Annotated in this window: 14 protein-coding genes; 2 read left to right on the top strand and 12 right to left on the bottom strand. The window is 63.5% G+C overall.

All coding sequences use genetic code 11. The features are described from left to right. Nucleotides 1-4 precede the first annotated feature (4 nt). The 7 genes from CJ177_RS34865 to CJ177_RS34835 all read right to left on the bottom strand — a co-directional run bounded on the left by CJ177_RS34865 (nucleotide 5) and on the right by CJ177_RS34835 (nucleotide 5,790). On the bottom strand, nucleotides 5-817 hold the full coding sequence (locus tag CJ177_RS34865; protein WP_095869828.1) for a MaoC family dehydratase N-terminal domain-containing protein: 813 nt from the start codon (nucleotides 815-817) through the stop codon (nucleotides 5-7). Next, nucleotides 814-2,205, bottom strand: a complete 1,392-nt coding sequence (locus CJ177_RS34860) for an MmgE/PrpD family protein (RefSeq protein ID WP_095869827.1) — start codon at nucleotides 2,203-2,205, stop codon at nucleotides 814-816. Before CJ177_RS34860 ends, CJ177_RS34865 begins: the two co-directional genes overlap by 4 nt. Next, nucleotides 2,202-3,398, bottom strand: a complete 1,197-nt coding sequence (locus CJ177_RS34855) for a cytochrome P450 (RefSeq protein WP_095869826.1) — start codon at nucleotides 3,396-3,398, stop codon at nucleotides 2,202-2,204. The genes CJ177_RS34860 and CJ177_RS34855 overlap by 4 nt, the downstream gene beginning before the upstream one ends. Beyond that, nucleotides 3,395-3,586 carry a ferredoxin gene (locus CJ177_RS34850; protein WP_095869825.1) on the bottom strand — a complete coding sequence of 64 codons (192 nt, stop codon included), beginning with the start codon at nucleotides 3,584-3,586 and terminating at the stop codon, nucleotides 3,395-3,397. Before CJ177_RS34850 ends, CJ177_RS34855 begins: the two co-directional genes overlap by 4 nt. A 185-nt stretch (nucleotides 3,587-3,771) precedes the next feature. Further along, a complete protein-coding gene (locus CJ177_RS34845; RefSeq protein WP_095869824.1) occupies nucleotides 3,772-4,056 on the bottom strand; it encodes an antibiotic biosynthesis monooxygenase in 285 nt (94 codons plus the stop codon). Continuing rightward, the gene (locus CJ177_RS34840) at nucleotides 4,053-4,520 is read right to left on the bottom strand and encodes a flavin reductase family protein (protein WP_240960373.1); all 468 of its coding nucleotides are present in this window, start codon (nucleotides 4,518-4,520) and stop codon (nucleotides 4,053-4,055) included. Before CJ177_RS34840 ends, CJ177_RS34845 begins: the two co-directional genes overlap by 4 nt. Before the next feature lie 70 nt (nucleotides 4,521-4,590). Next, nucleotides 4,591-5,790, bottom strand: a complete 1,200-nt coding sequence (locus CJ177_RS34835) for an acyl-CoA dehydrogenase family protein (RefSeq protein ID WP_095869822.1) — start codon at nucleotides 5,788-5,790, stop codon at nucleotides 4,591-4,593. Between the two features lie 288 nt (nucleotides 5,791-6,078). Here CJ177_RS34835 and CJ177_RS34830 point away from each other — a divergent pair, with 288 nt between their 5' ends. Together CJ177_RS34830 and CJ177_RS34825 are read left to right on the top strand one after the other, a co-directional pair. Next, complete coding sequence (locus CJ177_RS34830) at nucleotides 6,079-7,020, top strand: NAD(P)H-binding protein (protein WP_095869821.1); 942 nt, start codon at nucleotides 6,079-6,081, stop codon at nucleotides 7,018-7,020. A 237-nt stretch (nucleotides 7,021-7,257) separates the two neighbouring features. Beyond that, complete coding sequence (locus CJ177_RS34825) at nucleotides 7,258-8,598, top strand: MFS transporter (RefSeq protein WP_241031845.1); 1,341 nt, start codon at nucleotides 7,258-7,260, stop codon at nucleotides 8,596-8,598. A 442-nt stretch (nucleotides 8,599-9,040) separates the two neighbouring features. On the opposite strand, the gene CJ177_RS34820 is transcribed toward CJ177_RS34825, so the two are convergent. The 5 genes from CJ177_RS34820 to CJ177_RS34800 form a co-directional block, all read right to left on the bottom strand. Beyond that, nucleotides 9,041-12,319, bottom strand: a complete 3,279-nt coding sequence (locus CJ177_RS34820) for a protein kinase (RefSeq protein WP_095869819.1) — start codon at nucleotides 12,317-12,319, stop codon at nucleotides 9,041-9,043. A gap of 358 nt (nucleotides 12,320-12,677) precedes the next feature. Further along, nucleotides 12,678-13,520: a bifunctional 5,10-methylenetetrahydrofolate dehydrogenase/5,10-methenyltetrahydrofolate cyclohydrolase gene (locus CJ177_RS34815; protein ID WP_095869818.1), complete on the bottom strand. Its 843-nt coding sequence runs from the start codon at nucleotides 13,518-13,520 to the stop codon at nucleotides 12,678-12,680. A gap of 34 nt (nucleotides 13,521-13,554) precedes the next feature. Next, on the bottom strand, nucleotides 13,555-14,427 hold the full coding sequence (gene purU / locus CJ177_RS34810) for a formyltetrahydrofolate deformylase (RefSeq protein ID WP_095869994.1): 873 nt from the start codon (nucleotides 14,425-14,427) through the stop codon (nucleotides 13,555-13,557). An 82-nt stretch (nucleotides 14,428-14,509) separates the two neighbouring features. Next, nucleotides 14,510-15,880 carry an aminomethyltransferase family protein gene (locus tag CJ177_RS34805; protein WP_095869817.1) on the bottom strand — a complete coding sequence of 457 codons (1,371 nt, stop codon included), beginning with the start codon at nucleotides 15,878-15,880 and terminating at the stop codon, nucleotides 14,510-14,512. A gap of 64 nt (nucleotides 15,881-15,944) precedes the next feature. Then, the gene (locus CJ177_RS34800; protein WP_095869816.1) at nucleotides 15,945-16,880 is read right to left on the bottom strand and encodes an NAD(P)H-binding protein; all 936 of its coding nucleotides are present in this window, start codon (nucleotides 16,878-16,880) and stop codon (nucleotides 15,945-15,947) included. Nucleotides 16,881-17,566 lie beyond the last annotated feature (686 nt).

The raw sequence follows: 17,566 nt of genomic DNA, 5'->3' as shown, positions 1-17,566 counted from the left end.
GCGATCAGCTCCCCGTCACCGTACTGGTGGCGCACACGACACCGGCGGCGCTGTGTGCTTCGGCACCGCGTTCCAGGCCGTCGACGTGCGGAACCACGGTGAAGGTCTGCGGGCGGGTCATCGGCGACACCAAACGGTATCCGAATGTTTTGCCCTGCAACGAGATGTCCTGTCGACGCATGTGCTCGGCCATCATGAAGGCTAGCAACGGCCCATGGATCACCAGGCCGTCGTATCCCTCTCGGCGGCACCAATCGAGATCGTAGTGAATGCGGTGCGTGTTGTAAGTCAGTGCCGAGAAACGGAACAACAGTTTCTCGTCGACGGCGAGGGACAGCGTGGGGCCGTTCACCTGGGCCGACGACGGAGCAGGCGTGGGAAGCGGGGTCGACCCTCCCTCGCGGTAGACGATGTCCTGCTCCTCGCGGATGATCAGTTCACCGCCCTGCGTGATCTCCTGCAGAACCGTGACGAGCGTCAGGGCGCCGGTGCGTCCCACCTTGTCCACGGACTTGGCAATGGACGTCACCTTCGTGGCGGGCTCGCCGATACGTAGACTGCCGAAGGCGGTGACGCGGCCACCACCGAACATCCGGCGGCGTCCACCGCCGGGAGGCGCGGGGATACCGACAACGGGGTGGCCATCCTCACCGAGGTCGCTCTCAGCGTCGCGGGGAAGCAGGTGGAGCCAATGCCAGATCGGTGGCACCGTGTCACCGATCGCATGAGGAACATCGATGTCCAGCAGCGCAGCCATCGCCTCAACCGGTTCGGCCGAGATGACCTCCGTGCGTGCGATCTTGTCTGGGGAAGTCATGGGGTCGGCACCCTTTCGGCGGCGAGAACGGACAGCAGTTCGGACAGGTTGGGTGCGTCGTCGAGTGCCTCGACGGCGGCCACCAACCGGGAGGCGATGTCGCCTCCGAGAGGTTCGAGCAAGAGCGTTGCCTTCGCGACGACCTCGTCGTGTGTCATCGGGTTCTGAGCGGACCCACGTGCATACGTCGGGTTCCCGGCCTCGACGACGAGGGTTTCGCCGTTGGTCAACTCGATGTCCAACCGGGGTCCGTCCTCGATCTCGATGGCGTCGTCGACGCGCATGGAGACCTTGGCGAAAGTCGCGGCGATCCGCGGATCGTTCAGCCGTGGTGGGTCGTAGTCATCGAGTCCCAGGGCGCTTGCGCACAGCGCGAGGCTCACCGCGTAGGGAAGGCTGAATTGGGCGTCGAACACGGTGCCGATCGGGTACACCGACAGCATGTTCACCGCGGTCGTACCTGCAGTGATCACTATGGAGCGAACGTTTTCCGGCGTCAGGCCCCGATTCGTCACGAGGTCCTTCATCACGTCGACGGCCGAATGGCAACCGCGGCAGCACGCGTAGGGCTTGAGGTACGACGAGGCGACGTTGAAGTCCGTCCCCAGTCCAGTCAGCGCCCGATCGGTATGGCCGGTGCCGCCGGCGATAACAGCGTAGAGGCCGCCCCACTTCGCTTCGAATATTCGCCGGGGGCCGGTGATTCCCCCGGTCGCCAGCACGGCGGCGTCGACACCCGTCTCACCCGCTTTGCCCGGGTGCAGACGCTTGGTCAAGGCACCGTCGTCGATGAATGCCCACACCCCACCGGTGAACGATCCGGCGATTCCCAGTGCATCGGCGAAGGCATTCTTATCCGCGTCGAGGCATTTCGCTGCCGCTGCCGCCGCGGCGAAGCTGCCCATCGTGCCGCTCGAATGCCATCCTCGGTCTGTGTGTGCTGCGAATCCGCCGACCGCTTGCAGGGTTCGATACCCGATGTCGTAACCGGCGACCGTGGCGGCGATGACCTGCCGACCGGTACTCCCTGCTTTTTCGGCCACCGCGAGCGCCGCGGGCAGTACGGTCGACCCCGCGTGACCGGGCCCGCCTCCGTCGTCGAAATCTCTGGCGTGCGCGGAAGTTCCATTGACCAGGGCTGCGTGCGCCGGGGTGAGGCGTGTGCCGGTCCCCCACACCAGGCTGCCGGCATCGCCGGCCGAGAAGCGTGACAGCGCGTCGACGACACCGCTCACTTCGGGAGTTGTCGTGCCGACCAGGGCGACGGCCAAGGTATCGAGGATGTGGTCCTTGATTCCGTCGACGACGTCTTTCGGCAGATCGTCGTAGCCTGTTCGAGCCCAGAACGTCGCGAGCCGCTCGGTCAGCGACGGGGAGTCGCTCGTCACGATGTCGTCGCCGTCGTTGAGGGATTGAGGTCCACGGCCAGAGATCCGACCAGCCACCTGCCGCCGGCGTGTCCGATGTCGGTTCCGTTCTCCACGACTCTGGCATGGGGGTAGTGGTTCAAAAGGTAGCGCACCACTTCTTCCATCTCGACCTTCGCCAGGCTCTGACCCAGGCATCCGTGCAGACCGGTGCTGAACGTCAACGGCTGGTTTCGCTCTCGATCGAGGTCGAACGCGTTGGGCTGCGCGAAACGCTCTGGATCGCGGTTCGCCGACCAGACGGCGACGTGCACGTCGGACCCGGCGGGAATGACCGTGCCGTCGAGCTCGATGTCGACCGACGCGATCTTGCTGACGATGCCGGGGCGGGGGTACAACCTGCAGGCCTCGACGACGGCGGCCGGGATCAGCGACTGATCCTCGACGAGCCTGGCCCATGCCGCCCTGTCACGGAGCAGCGTCCATACCACGAGACCGGTCTGGTGTGCCGTGTTCACGGAGCTGGCTTCGAGCATCGCCGTCGCTTCGCTGAGCAGTTCCTCGGAGGTCAGTTTTCCTTCGGCCTCCTGACGAATGAGGAAAGACAGCATGTCGTCACCGAGTCCGGCCTGCCGCTTGCGCGCGATCAGGTCGCCAAGGTAATCGAACAATTCGTCGTAGGCCTTGAGTATTGACTCGGTAAGACTCGGATCCCTTTGCAGTAGAGCAAGTGTCCGCGCAGACAGACTGGCCACGACAGGGGCGTCCTCGGCCGGCGCGCCCGCCAAGTGGCAGTACACCCTCGCGGGGATCTTCTGGTCGACGGCCGCGTGGAAATCGACAGGTCCGGCGGCGTCCTTTCCCGGATCGATGTCTTCGAGGATGCCGCGCAGGACCGCGCGGATGTCTTCGACCGTGGTGGGACCCATGAAGCGCGCCAACGGGGTTCGGAGCCGCATGTGTCGGGGGCCTTCGGCCATGATCAGACTCTTGGCACGGAAGTCATGGACGGGCCCGTCGGTGATGCCGAACTGTTCCATCAACGTCAGGGCGGCATTGATGAAACGGGTGTCCCGAAGAACCTTGGTCGCGAGGTCGAAGTCGAGAACGGCGTATCCGTAGTCGCCCTGTACGAGCGACGCGCCGTCCGCGGAACCACCGGTGTGGCTGGGCGAGTCGGGTGCAAACGGGTCGAAAGCGTGAAGTGTGCTCATGCGCGCGAGATCGCCCCCATCGGGCAGCAGAGGATAACTTCGTCGAGATCCTGGTCCCGGTCGGCCGGCACGGTCGTCGCGACCTGCTCGAGTAGGCCGTTGTCGGCGATCTGGAACACATCGGGCATGAGGGCGGCACAGGTGCCGTTCGCGTCACACCGCGCGAAATCTACTTTGACCTCGATCATCGCGAGAATCCTTCGTGATTGGGATGGCTGCGACCGTTGCGCCTGAGCTGCAGGAGCGGTCGGTATGTCGTACACCACATTCTTGACCCGGATGAGCTATCCGACAAATATCAATATGGCGGACCGGTCATAGCTTTTGCGTATGCCAGGGCGCCACGCGAGACCGCCCCGACGGCGCGGCGGAGTCAGTGCTCGTAGTGCGTGACCCGTGGTACGGCAGCGCACAGCGGCTGAATCAACTCGCGGACGCGCGTTCCGGCAGCGGACGCGGCGAACAACTCGGTGTGATCCTCCACGCGGTTCCACAAAGCGCGAAGGAGATACGTCTCGTCCCGATCCACGCTCCGAGACAAGGTTGCCTCCGAGCATCCCGGCGCTGCCAGAAGCAGCGACCGGATCTCGTCGAAAGCTGCCTCGAGATCGCCGCCGGCTCCCGGACGGAGCTGGATCTCGAGGTGCTCGGAGATCACGCCTCCACCGACCGGCCGGCAATTGCCGACATGTCGACGAAACCGCCCCGCAGGAAAATCAACGGCTCGTCGATTCCCTGCTGAATGAGATCCTCGACTTCACCCACTACCTGCAGGTGGTCACCGATGCGGTCGACGCGGTGCGGCGAGCACTCCACGGTGACGATCGCGTCCTCAAGGAGGGGCACTCCCCGATCTGAGGGCTGCCACACCACACCGGCGAAGCGATCCTGCCCACGTCGCGAGAACGCCCGACACACATCTCCGCATCCCGACCTCAAGATGTTGATTCCGAAGTACTCGGCTTCAGCCAGCACCGGCCAGGTCGTGGAACCCTGGTCCACGTAGAACGCGACCAACGGCGGGTCGAGCGAGACGGAGGTGAAGGTACCCACCGTCATTCCGGTGGGTCCCGCGTCGGTCATCGCGGTGATGATCGAGACGCTGGTTGGGACGTGACTCATGACCCGTCTGTAATCGGCTGGGCTCAGCACATCGGACACCTTCCCTTCGACGGCGGAGGTCATCGTCATCTCACAATCCGATGGTCGGATCATCGTTTCCGAGGAGCTGACGTCCGTACGCTTCGCGCCCGATCTCGGGTGTCACGAGTGCGTGCCGGGCCGCGGTCTCGCTGTCGCGCCACACCCGTCCGAGCACGTTGACGTCGGCGAACGAGCCGGCACCGTTCGCGGTGAGGAGGTAGTCGATCTCTTCTTTGACCAGCTCCGCCACCACGCCTGTGTCGTTGCGGATGCGCGCGAGCACCTCCAAGTTGGGCAGCTGGTGGCTTTCGGCGGCGGTGTCGATGTCAGAGCACATGCCAGCCATCAACATCTCGGCAAGGCGCAGCTTGGTGGCCGCCTTCGCGACACCGATCTGGTGGGTAGGCGACTCCTTGGCTTGGCGGTAGGCCGTGTACGCGACCGGCTTCAGCGGAAGCTTCGCGCGTGTCAACTCGAGGGCGTGACGTCCCAGTCCGATCTGCGGCGCAACCAGAATGCCGGCGGCAACGGCGTTGAAGGGCATCGATGCCGTCCGCTCCTCGGTGAACGGAGAGCGGAAGTTCGACGCGAACATGTCTTTCACTCGCTGCACGCGGTACTCCGGGACAAAGTGGTCCTTGACCACAACGGTGTCGCTACCCGTTCCCTGCATGCCGGCGACGAACCACGTCGGTTCGATGGTGAAGGCTTCTGCGGGGACGAGCGCCATTCCCTGCTCACCATCCTCCAGCGTGATCGTCAGGCTGGCCCACTGGGCGGCGAAGGAGCCCGAGGCGTAGGGCCAGCGGCCGCTCATCAGGTAGCCCCCTTCGACGGGCTCGCTGCGGTCACCCGGGGAGAAGATCCCGCAGATCCTCGCGTTCGGGTTCACCCCGAACACATCTTCCTGCGCCTGCATGGAGAACGTGCTAGCGAAGCCGGTCGCCACCATCATGAGTGCGGTGACCCAACCGGTCGAGCCGTCACCGCGGGCGATTTCGGCGGTCACGTCGACCGCAGTCTTGAACGACGCTCCCTGGCCTCCCCAGCGCGTGGGAACCATGAGATGGAACAAGCCCGCCTCCGAGATTGCGTCGATCACCTCGGGTGCGATGTGGCGGTCCTTGGTTCCCTGTTCCGCGTACTCGCGGATGAGCGGGACGAGGGCCGCAGCCCGGGCGACGAGGTCGGCATCCGAGACCTGGATCTTGTCGCGATCCGGCAGTTCCGTGCTGGCGAGCTGTGCCATGTTATGTCTCTCTTCACTCGGTAGGACGCGATCAGGCTGCTGCTAGTGACTGCGATCACGTCGGACCACACCAGCATGTGATGCCGACCGCCTCGTCGCAATGGCACAAAGTTTGCGGACCTCATACGCCAAACACATCGGCTGCGGTCGATACTCACCGCGCATGACAACGACGACAATTTTGGATGTGGACCCACGCCACAGACGGTGGTCCGATGTAGCTTGCATCACAACCAGTTTGAGCGAAGGCGGCCCAGCGGATCAGGGCCGTGCATACGAGGAGTGCACATGAGTCGAATTATCATCAGCGGAGCATCGGGTGACCTAGGCCGGAGGGTAACGGGCCTATTGCTCGCAGCCGATCCGCACCGGGAGCTGATCCTCACCACCCGCACACCGGAGAAACTGGCTGGCCTCGCTTCCGACACTGTGCAGATCCGGCATAGCGACTACCAGCACCCAGCCTCTGTCCAGGAAGCCTACGTAGGCGGCGACACACTCTTCCTCATCAGCGGCCTCAACCTCGGACGTCGAATTTCCGAGCATCGCGGCGCGATCGAAGCAGCTCAAAAGGCAGGCGTCGGTCACATCGTCTATACCTCGGTCGGCGGTGTGCAGCCGGGCAATCCTGCGCTGTCCGCTATCGACCACCATCAGACGGAGTTGGATCTCCGCGCGTCGGGGCTCAAGTACACCATTCTGCGGAACGCCCTCTACGCGGAGATCGTCAGCAACATCCTGGTGGCACCCGCCGTGCCGTCAGGAATCTTGGCCCAGGCAACCGGGGATGGGCTTCTGGCTCCCGTTGCGAAGGGCGACGTCGCGCGTAGCGCTGCCGCCTGTCTCATGGACCCCGCCCGCCACGTCGGCGCGGTCTACGAAATCACAGGCCCGGAATTGCTGGACTTTCATCAGATCGCAGCCCTCGGCGCGCAGATCCACTCGACACCGATCGAGTATCAACCGATCACCGAACGCGACCGGCTGGCATTCTTCGACTCGATCGGGATTCCCCGCACCTACGATCCGAACATGCCCCCTAGCCCGGACGGGCACCTATGGGCCAGCGACGAACTTGTCTCCGCCGAAGTGGCTGTCGCACAGGGCTACCAGGCTCTTCTGAGCCATCACGTAAAGCAAATCACCGGGCGTGCCCCAGAGCCGCTCCGTTCCGTAATGGAGCGGGTGCGTGAGGTCCGCTACGACAAGATCGACGCCGCCATCTCCTGAAAACACGGGTCTCGGCACCACTTTCTCTCACCAGATGTCCGTCACCTTCGGCTCGCCCGGCGGCAGCATCCGAGCCGGGCGGGGGCGGCCGGCGCACCGCGGCCCGCGACTGTCTCCCGCCGCCGTTGCCTCCGGTTCGAGCGATCACTACGCAGCAGCGCGCGCCCTCGAACTCCCCACAAGGAAGGCACCATGAGCTCACCCGTCGATCCGACCCCACTACGACCAACTCCCAGCATGGACCCGCCGCTCGTCACCGACGCCGACACGAAGAAGAAGGAGATTCGACGAGTGGTGCTGTCGAGTTACCTCGGCAGCACCATCGAGTACTACGACTTCCTGCTTTACGCGACTGCTGCGGCGATCGTGTTCGCGCCCGTCTTCTTCTCCGATCTCACGCCTGTAGCCGGCACCATCGCATCCCTGGGGACGTTCGCCGCCGGATACCTCGCGCGCCCGCTCGGCGGCATAATTTTCGGTCACTTCGGGGACCGATATGGCCGAAAGTCCATGTTGCTCGTCTCGATGACGGTGATGGGCAGCGCGTCGTTCCTGATCGGGCTCGTTCCTCCTGCGTCAGCCATCGGCTCTTGGGCCGCGATCATTCTCGTCCTGCTACGCGTGAGCCAAGGCATCGCCATCGGAGGCGAGTGGGGCGGCGCCACACTGATGTCGCTGGAACACGTCGGTGGACGCGGACGCGGATTCGCCGCGGCATTCACCAACGCGGGAGCACCCACCGGTTCCTTGCTGGGCACCATCGCACTCGCGATCGTGGCCGTGCTGCCCGAGGAGGACTTCCTCCTGTGGGGCTGGCGCATCCCGTTCCTACTCTCCGCTGTCCTCCTCGCGCTCGGTCTCTTCATCAGAAGTCGAGTTTCGGAGAGCCCAGTCTTCAAAGAGGCTTTGGCGCGGCGCACAGAGCGCGATTCCGCCACTGTCCCGGTCACGCCGCCGCCGCCGCCGCTCATGAGCATCCTGCGCCGTCCGAAGAACGTCGTCCTCGTGGCCGGGGGATGCATGGCCAGCGTCGCGATACAGATCATGTTCGCGACATTCGCCATCGGCTATGCCACGAGGTCGGGTGCTACACGGTCGGACGTCCTCATCGGTTTCGCGATCTGCCAATTCATCGCCATCTTCGCACTGCTGGGATTCGCGCGCCTCTCGGACAGAATCGGCCGTCGGCCGGTCATGTTGGCCGGCCTCGCCGGGTTCGCGGTGTTCGTCGTCCCCATCCTGTCCATGCTGTCCTCCGGGAACGTGGTACTGGTAGCACTCGCTTTCGTGTTGGGCTTCAGCGTGTTCCAGTCGGCGACTTTCGGGCCGATGGCTGCGTACATCGCCGAACAGTTCGGCACATCCGCTCGGTACACGGGTGCCTCTCTCGGCTACCAGGCAGCCACGCTCCTCGGCGCGGGTTTCACCCCCGTAATCCTCGTGTCGTTGCAGGCTGCTACGGACGGCAGCACAGGCCTGGTGGCGGCTTACATGATCGCGCTCGCCGTGGTCAGTTCAGTGTTCATTGTCCTGACGAAGGAGAGCAAGGACCGAGACCTGGCGACATACCAGCACTGACCTACGCGACACATACGGACGAAGGGCAGGCACTCCGCGGTCGGCCGAGAGCGTGCCCTTCGCGTTGTCTGGCGCTACCCGGTCCCGCGAGCACTATCGCAGTCACGTGCCGCTCCTCCTCATACGAGCGTGGAAGTGGGAACCGGAGGCCGCGATTCGAATGCGCGTATCCCCATGTCACCACATGCCCGAGCACGACCAACAATCCAGGACCAGACTCTAGCCCGTACGTTATGTACTCGGTGCCGAGAGAGCCAGTGAGGTAATTGGTGCCACCAACCCCAATGACACCGCGGATTCCGATCTAGGGGCTTGACACAGGAGGACGTGCGGTGTTGTAGCCGATTCATCTGCGCTACGCGACAAGCGCGTTCGACCGCGGCATCGTCGATCTTGTCTGTACGCCAGGCCGGCATTCAGCAGTCCAGTGTCGGTCGGTGGTTCAGGAGGGCCTATTGTGCGATTCGACGACCCATGCCGCGATCTGTGCGCGTGAGCCGAATCCCAGCTTGGTCAGGATGTGTTCGACATGCCCCTGCGCGGTGCGTGGCGAGATGACAAGGCGAGCAGCGATTTCCTTGTTGGTCAACCCTTCGGCGACCAATTCGGCGACCTCATGTTCCCGCTTCGTCAGTTTCGTCGAGCTAGGAGCGGATATCGATGTCGGCGGAACCTGCTCGCCCAGCGCGTAGGCGACGGCAGCGTCGAAACCGAGTGCCCCACCGCGCTCGTGGGCCGTGGCGAACGCCTGCCCGCTCATCGCCTGGCGGGTCTGCTTTTCGCACTCCTCCTGGTAGACCACCAGGGCGGATACCACCACTGTTGGACTTCCCACCGATCGGCTCAGCTGCTCTGCGGCTCCCAACAATACGGCCGCACGGCGGGGGTTGTGTTCCTCGGCTGCGATCCATGCCAGCGCTTGCAGACACCAGCTGGTGCTCAACCAGTCTTTAACTTTCCGACCGAGTTGCAGTGCCTGCTCGAGTAGCCGTACCGCTCGCGCGCGGTCATTGTGCCGCCAAACCGCAACAGCCAACGCCCACAATGCATACGACCGATACACGAATTCTCCCCGCGACTCGGTGATCGCGAGGAGGCGCTCGTAGCATTCGATGGCCCGCTCCGTATCGCCCAGTAGTGCGTAAGTCGTTCCAAGGGGGCCGAGAGCAATGACTTGGAAGGTGAGGTCTCCCTGTGTGGCTTCCGCCTCGATGGCATTCTCGAAATGCGAGCGTGTGCCGGGAAGATCTCCACTGAACAGTGCTAAGGCCCCCGCGGCCAGATCGAGGTGAGCGTGTAGCATCGGGTCGGTCGTCTGGCTGGCGAGAGTGCGACACTCCTCTACCAAGGCGGCCTGGGCGCGAAGATCGCCCTGCACGCCGGCCAGGAGGCTGCACGCAAAGAACGCCTTGGCCCTGTCTCGGGTAAGTGCGCCGGTCTGACAGGCGAGGAGGCGCTCGAGCCAGCGCCGCCCCTCGCTGAACAACCCCCGGGTATACCAGTAGTGGTAGAGCGCGGCTGCGATGCGAATTCCGGCTTCGGGACTATCGGACGCCGAAAATTCAAGCGCCTCTCGCAGATTCGGCTGCTCCAGCGCGAGTCTGTTGATCCACGCGAGTTGTCGGGGACTGATCCAGTCACCTTCAGCTTTGATCACCAACTGCTCGTACCAATCTCGGTGTCGGCGGGAGAGTTCGGGATATTGACCGGTCTCGTGCGCCTTTTCGCGGCCGTAGTCGCGCACGGTATCGAGCATCCGGAACCGTACCGTGTCGCCCGACTCCACCCGGGTCACAATCGACTTGTCGACCAGGCCGGTCACGGTATCGAGTAGCGCCTCCGATGTCAGGGTACCGCCGCACACCTGTTCTGCAGCATCAATTTCGAAGCTGCCGGCGAACACTGACAGCTGAGCCCACACCCGTTGCTCGACCGGCATACACAATCCGTGGCTCCAGTCGATGCACATCCGTAACGCCTGCTGCCGTGAAGGTAAGTTCCGGCTGCCGCGCGTTAGCAACGCGAGACGGTCCGTCAGCCGCTGCTCGATCTGCTCGGGCGTCATCACCCGCATCCGGGCCGCAGCCAATTCGATCGCTAGGGGCAACCCGTCCAGGCGCCGGCAGATCCGGGCAATGGTGACCTTGTTGGCCTCGGTGACTGCGAACCCCGGGACGGCGGCGGCTCCCCGTTCGGCGAACAACGTTACCGCGTCATTGCGGGGCAGCCCTCTGGGCAGGTGATCGGGATCCGGTACAGGCAGCGGCGGGATCAGCTGCGCCACTTCCCCGCCGATGTCGAGTGCTTCACGGCTGGTCGCGAGGATCCGAAGCTCGGGGCAGCTGCGTAGCAGGGTTTCGGTGAGCTCGGCCACCGCATCCACAATCTGCTCGCAGTTGTCCAGTATCAGTAGCAGTTTGCGGGGGACGAGGAAGTCGACGAGTACCTCGTGTATTGGTTTCGTCGACTGGTCGCGTAGTCCCAACGCACTCGCCACCATGCCCACCAACAGTGACTCGTCACGAAGCTCACCTAGCTCGACCAGGCACGCACCGTCAGGGAAATCGGGCTGCAGTTTGGTGGCGACCCGCAACGCCAGCCGGGTCTTGCCGACCCCACCGATCCCAGTCAACGTCACCAGTCGCGAGGTCGACAGCGCGTTCTTCGCCTCTGCTAGTTCGGTGCGGCGGTCAACGAAGCTGGTCAACTCCAGGGGCAGACGACCTGTGGGGGACCCCCGGCGTCCGGCTAACGTATCTGTTGCCGCGGGCAAATGTGTGCGTATCGGCGGGCTACTTTCATGTTCTTGTGTCACTCCCGTTTCGGTGCGCAGGGCCATTTTGTCGACCGCGAACCCGTGGTGAAGCTGGGAAGTCTCGAGTTGCTGACCCAGTTCCGCGACGGACGGACGACGCCCCGGGTCTGCGGACATGGCAACTTCAATAATCGCACCGACATCGTGCGGAACGCCGTGCTCGCAGGGATCCGGGACGGGTTCTGTGGTGATCCTGAGAAACTGGGCGACCAATTGCTCTCCGCTCCGGCGCTCGAACGCTGCGTGCCCGGTCATCGCGGCGAACAGTGTCGCACCGAGACCGTAGACGTCGGCGGCCGGACTGGCTGGTTGGCCGGCCACGACCTCGGGGGCGGTGAACGCCGGTGAACCCGTCACAATGCCCGCAGTGGTCTCGAACCCGCCAGAGATGTGGGCGATCCCAAAGTCTGCCAGCGCCGGCTCACCGTAGTCGGTGAACAGGATGTTCCCGGGCTTGACATCGCGATGAAGGATTCCCAGTTGGTGCGCGGTCTCCAGGGCGCCCGCTACTTTCACTCCGAGCCGCAGCGCTTCGTCCAGTGGAAGCGGTCCGCGACGTCGGATTTGCGCATCGAGAGAATCCTGGGGGTAGTACGGCATCACTATGAAGGGGCGACCGTTGTCGGTCACACCGGCGTGGAGAACGTTGACGATATTGGGGTGTCCGGTCAACCTTCCTGCCGCGCGCTGTTCGCGCAGGAACCGTGCCTGATTCTCCTCGTCGAGGTCCACGGTGAGGACCTTCACCGCTACGGTGCGGTCGAGCGCAGCCTGCGTGCAGCGGTAGACGACGCCGAACCCTCCGCTGCCGATCTCTTGGGCGTCCTCGAATCCGGCAGCAGCCAGCTCCGCCGTGACCGAACCGGCCACGTCGCGCTGCGTCGCGAACGGATCGACATCAGTCATCGATTACATCGATTCATCCCGCTCGAGGCACGGCCAACGAACGCCACATTGCTCACCTCTCGACGATGTTCCCCCAGGATATCGCCGATCCCACGAGCCGAGGCGTCCATCTCAGTTGTGTGGTCCCGTTCGGAACGCGCCGGCGCCGGATTGGCCTGAGTAAGCGATGACCTCGATTCTTGAACAAGCCGACCTACCGCACTGACGTGGACAGCGTTTTGCAGTGCGCGGTTCTCGCGCTGCCGCATGACAACGACGACGACAACCAGAATCGGCAAGGCGCGTACAGGTCGGCGCAAGAACGAGGATTTCCGTTCCGGCAGTCGTCTCGCTGCACGAGAACACCCGGACAAATCGATCAGCTCATGGAGCGCTCTCGCGCGGCGCGGACTGTCTGCTCCAACAGCGTGGTGATGGTCATCGGGCCGACGCCCCCTGGCACAGGCGTGATGTATGACGCCTTGCGAGACGCCGAGTCGAAGTCGACGTCACCTTTGTTGTCCGCGTAGCCTGCGTCGATCACGACAGCACCGGGTTTGATCCACTCGCCTCGGACCAGTCCGGGGGACCCCACCGCCGCCACGACTAGGTCGGCCGACTCGACGTGGGAGCTCAGATCCGCAGTGCGTGAGTGACAGTAGGTTACCGTCGCGTCACGAGCCAGCAGAAGCATTCCCATCGGTCTGCCGAGGATCGGGCTGCGACCTATCACGACTGCGTGCCGCCCACTGAGTGCAATGGCGTACGAATCGAGCAATCTCATGATGCCGCCGGGGGTTGCGGATTCGAAGCCCGCGGTTCCCAATGCCATGGCCGCGAACGAGTCTCGGGTGACACCGTCGACATCCTTCGCCGGATCGATGGCGTCGAACGCAGCGCGTTCGTCCACTCCGGGTGGCACCGGGTGCTGCAGAAGAATCCCATCTACATTGGGATCTTCAGACAGCGCCCGAACTTCCGCGCAGACAGCATTCGTGCTCAACCCCGCGTCGAGATGCACTCGGCGCGATTCGATACCGACCTCGGTGCAGGCAGCGGCTTTCATACGCACGTAGGTGTGCGAGGCGGGGTCGTCGCCGACCAGTACCGTCGCCAGAACCGGACGCCGACCGAAGTCCCTCGAGTATTGCTGTGCCTGGGTCCCAAGCTTTTCGCGCATGACTCGCGACACCTCGCGGCCGTTCAGCAATCGGGCCGACATGCCGACTCCCTCTCCTACCGTGGTTAGACGAGAATCAGAAGACAACGGTCTGGTTCCCGTCTCTGATTACCCGGTCCTCGCAGTGCCAGGCAACGGCGCGAGAAAGCACCTGGCGCTCAACGTCCGCACCTCTTCGTTGCAGCTCAGCTGCAGTCTCCACGTGCGAGACCCGCACGACGTCCTGCTCGATGATCGGCCCTTCGTCGAGGTCCTCGGTCACGTAGTGGGCCGTGGCGCCGATCAGTTTGACGCCTCGATCTTTCGCCTTCTGATACGGCCCCGCACCGATGAAAGCGGGCAGGAATGAGTGATGAATGTTGATTACCGGCACTCCCACCTGTTGTAAGAAATCACCGGACAGAATCTGCATGTAGCGAGCGAGGACAACGAGATCGACGTTGTCGGTGAGAAGCTTCAACTGCTCCGCCTCCGCCTGTGCCCGTGACGCCCGGTTTACGGGGATGTGGATGAACGGAATGCCGAATCCGCGAACGTCGTCCCCGAGATCGGGATGGTTCGCGATGACCATCCCCACGTTCATGTGGATTTCGCCACGACGCTGCCGCCATAGGAGGTCGAGGAGGCAATGATCCGTTTTGGACACCATGATGGCGACGCGCTTCGGCTTGCGAGCTTCAGTCAACCTGTACGACTGTCCCAACATGCCTAGAACGTTGTCGAGTTCGTCGGACAGGGACGGAATCTGTGCCGGTAGGTCCTCCAAGTGGAACGTCGTGCGTTGGAAGAATCTGCCGCCGGCAGGGTCGGTCGAGTGCTGGTCCAGTGAGACAATGTTCGCGCCGTATTTCGCGAGCAAGGACGAGACCGCCGCGACGATTCCCTGACGGTCGTCGCCTTGCACGATCAAAGTGCCGAGGTCGACCACGTCGCGACTGGTTCGTGACATCGTGCTGTTGTCCTTTCGTGTGAAGTGGTCGTCGCCGCCAGGATCGTGTGACGGGACGAGTAGGTCGGAGTCGGTCATGCACTCAGTGCGCGACGACTCCTGACGGAAACGACTCCAGATCGACATCCTTGTTCGCCGGGAGGTCGAGGTAGGGGAACCGCTCCACCGTCGCGCGAATCTGCTTGATTCGTTCGCCGTGGTTGCCCCAGTGCAGGACGACTTCAGTGCCGATCTCGGCGAGTTCCATGTCGATGGTGGAATGGGAGATCATCTCGCGGAAGTAGTAGGAGTAGACGGCCAGCGATGATATACCCACCTGCTTGCCGTCCTTGGTGACGATGTCCGCATGGTCGCCCGCTGGTGATTGCGGCGTCGTCGGGAACTCGAAGTGCCGGTATTCCTCCCCGGGCTCGAACTGCGACGCGAACACGTCGAGTACGTCTTCCTTGTTCCACCTGAGGACCACCGTCTTGCGGCGCGGTGCGGCAGCCTCCGCCTCGAGGGCTTCCCGGCCCAGGAAGTCGTGGTCGAACTTCGCCATCCATCCCCAGTTGACTTCGAAGGGGGTGCGGAGGCGCGCCGTGATGTCGGTGGGATTTGCGCTCCCACTCAAGTGGCCGCTCACCTGCTTGGGCGGCAGAGCAGCTCCGAAGAGGGGATGAGAGACGAATTCCGGGTCGGCGAAAGCAGCAGGGAGGAAGGTACAACCCTGCTGAGGGAAGCCACCCTCGGTGTGATTCACGACGTAAGTCCGCCATCCCAGGCGCGTGATGTCGAAATCCTCGCCCGCCCGGTACACGGCGTCGAACACCGCTGGTCCGTGTTCGAGGGGTCCACGCACCTCGTAAGCGAGGGTCCCCGACATCCCGATTCGCGACAGTTCGATTTCCACCGTGGCATCGATTCCGGGTACCTGGATTCGCCGAATGCCCAGGAATTGCAGGGAGCGCAACGATTCACCCGTGAGGCGTTCGAGTATCTGCAGCGACTTCGGGCCCGCCACCTGAAAGATGAAGATGTCCCGCATACCGATTTCTACGTCTAGTCCCAGCGACGGGGCCTTGAAGAGGGCCCAGGGCATCGCCGCGAAATGGCGATACGAGTACTCGCTGTCGCGCACTGTGAGACCGTGATTGGCGATGTATCCGTTTTCGTCGAGCATGACGAGGTGCTTGGACTTGCCTATGGGCCATTTGTCGACGTTGTTAATACTGAGCCGTGAGAGCAAGGCCCGCGCGTTGGGTCCACTGAAGGTGAACTCGGGGATGCCGCTGAGATTCGACGCGATGTACGCGCCGGTCTTCCACGACATCGATTCTTTCTTCCACCCGTCGCCTTCCCAGATATGGAGGCTACCTAGGATGTTCAGGTAGGTCGGCACGTCGGGGTAGGAAGGAACGTCACCGACGGACGCTGCTCCGGGGCCTTGCTGGACCGCATGGTCGACACTCATGGCGCTATTACTCTCTTTCTGAACGCACTGACGTGATATGTGGTTCCGCTCGGGGTGCGAGCGGTCAGGACGCCGAACCGATTCGGTCGTACGGGGTGTCCTTTACCTTTTCGAGGACGGATCGCAACGGCGCGGGCGCCTCCCCCGTGATCTGCTCGACATGTCCGGACAGCAGTGCTTGGTAGCCCTGGGCCACCGCCAGATCGGCCGACACCAGCTCGTCGCTGGCCCACATGTGGCCTTCGGCGCTGGGGGGCATGTTCGGGTCGTACGTCCGCGGGAGACCGACCGAGTCGAAGAACCGCAGCCGTTCCTCCTCCGATACCGGCTTGTAGGCGATCTCTGTGCCGAAGACCTCGGAACCAAGTCGGACAATGTCGTCCATGCTCAACAGTTCAGGACCGGTGATCTCGTAGACAGCGCCATCGTGGTCGGCGGGGTCGGCAAGGATTGCGGTCGCACAGCGCGCGACGTCCACCTTGGAGACGGGCGCTAAGGAACCGTGGCCGGTGGCCATTTCGAGTACGCCGTCGCGTGCGGCAGGTGCCAGCCAGATCGCACTGACGATCTCCGCGTAGAGCGCATTGCGCAGGATCGTGTACGACAGTCCGCTCGCCCGGAGATCGAGCTCGGTCTGGTAATGGTCGATGGCTGAGAGCGCCGGGTTGCCGGGTTGTACTCCGCCGACCGATGTGTAGACGATATGGCGTATCCCCGCCTTCTCCGCGGCGCGGATCGCATTACGGTGTTCCGTTGTCCGCCGCCCGAGATTGAGCCCACTGATGAGAAACAGGATGTCTCCGCCGTGGTACGCCTCGTCCAATAGCTCGGGCTTCTCGTAATCGCCCGTCCGCACGCTGACGTTCGGGCCGCCTGCTTCGATTGCCTCGGGCGATCGAGTCACAAGTGTCAGGTTGCACAGAGGAGCTCTTTCGAGGAGCCCTTGCGTCACGCGGCGAGCCAAATCGCCCGAGGCTCCACTGATGACAATTTGGGTCACATCTTCCTCCGGTTGTAGATCACGAATCTTTGTCCATGCGGTGCGGCTTGACGGGGTCAGCATGAGCCGGAGTCGAGCGAGGCACGTTGCAAGCTTCGTTGCTGGGAGTGACGTGGGCAATAGCACGAAGTTCTAGCGAACCATGTGTGAGATGCATGATCGAGACCGCCGAACCGCGGGCGTCCAGGGCCGCCTCAGGCACTGATCCGGGGACGCCACGCAAGGTGGGTCGTATCCGGTCGACGCTATCCGGGGCTGCCTCAGCCGGTGCCGCTCTCCGAACCAATCGATGGCTGACAGCAAGAGACCCCACCTGCTGAACCGTGACGCACCGCTGGTGAGGTCTCACTGCCGCCAGTCGCCCAAGGCTGCGGCAGGCGAACGGCGGGGCCTCAGCACCAACCACGGTGAGCCCGGAATCGGTGCGCGGCCGGCCTATCCGCGGCGAGCCGCCACCGCGACCATTTAGGATAAAGCTTTGACTGTCCGCTGCGTCGCACGCCTACTTCAGGAATGGTCCTTACGATTCGGGTCCGCACGAGCACCACTGGGGCGATTCGATTCCTCATCGACGGAGGTGTGCACGCCGCCCCGAATAGCAACCACTCCAATGATCACCGCATCACCTAGCAGGACGGTGACCGTCGCACCGAGGACAGCGTTGTCGTAAGCGTCTCCCAACAAAA

The organism is Rhodococcus sp. ACPA1 (assembly GCF_002300195.1).
Lineage (GTDB): Bacteria > Actinomycetota > Actinomycetes > Mycobacteriales > Mycobacteriaceae > Rhodococcus_F > Rhodococcus_F opacus.
The sequence above is the reverse complement of the archived record's forward strand: the minus strand, read 5'-3'. Positions and strand labels throughout refer to the sequence as shown.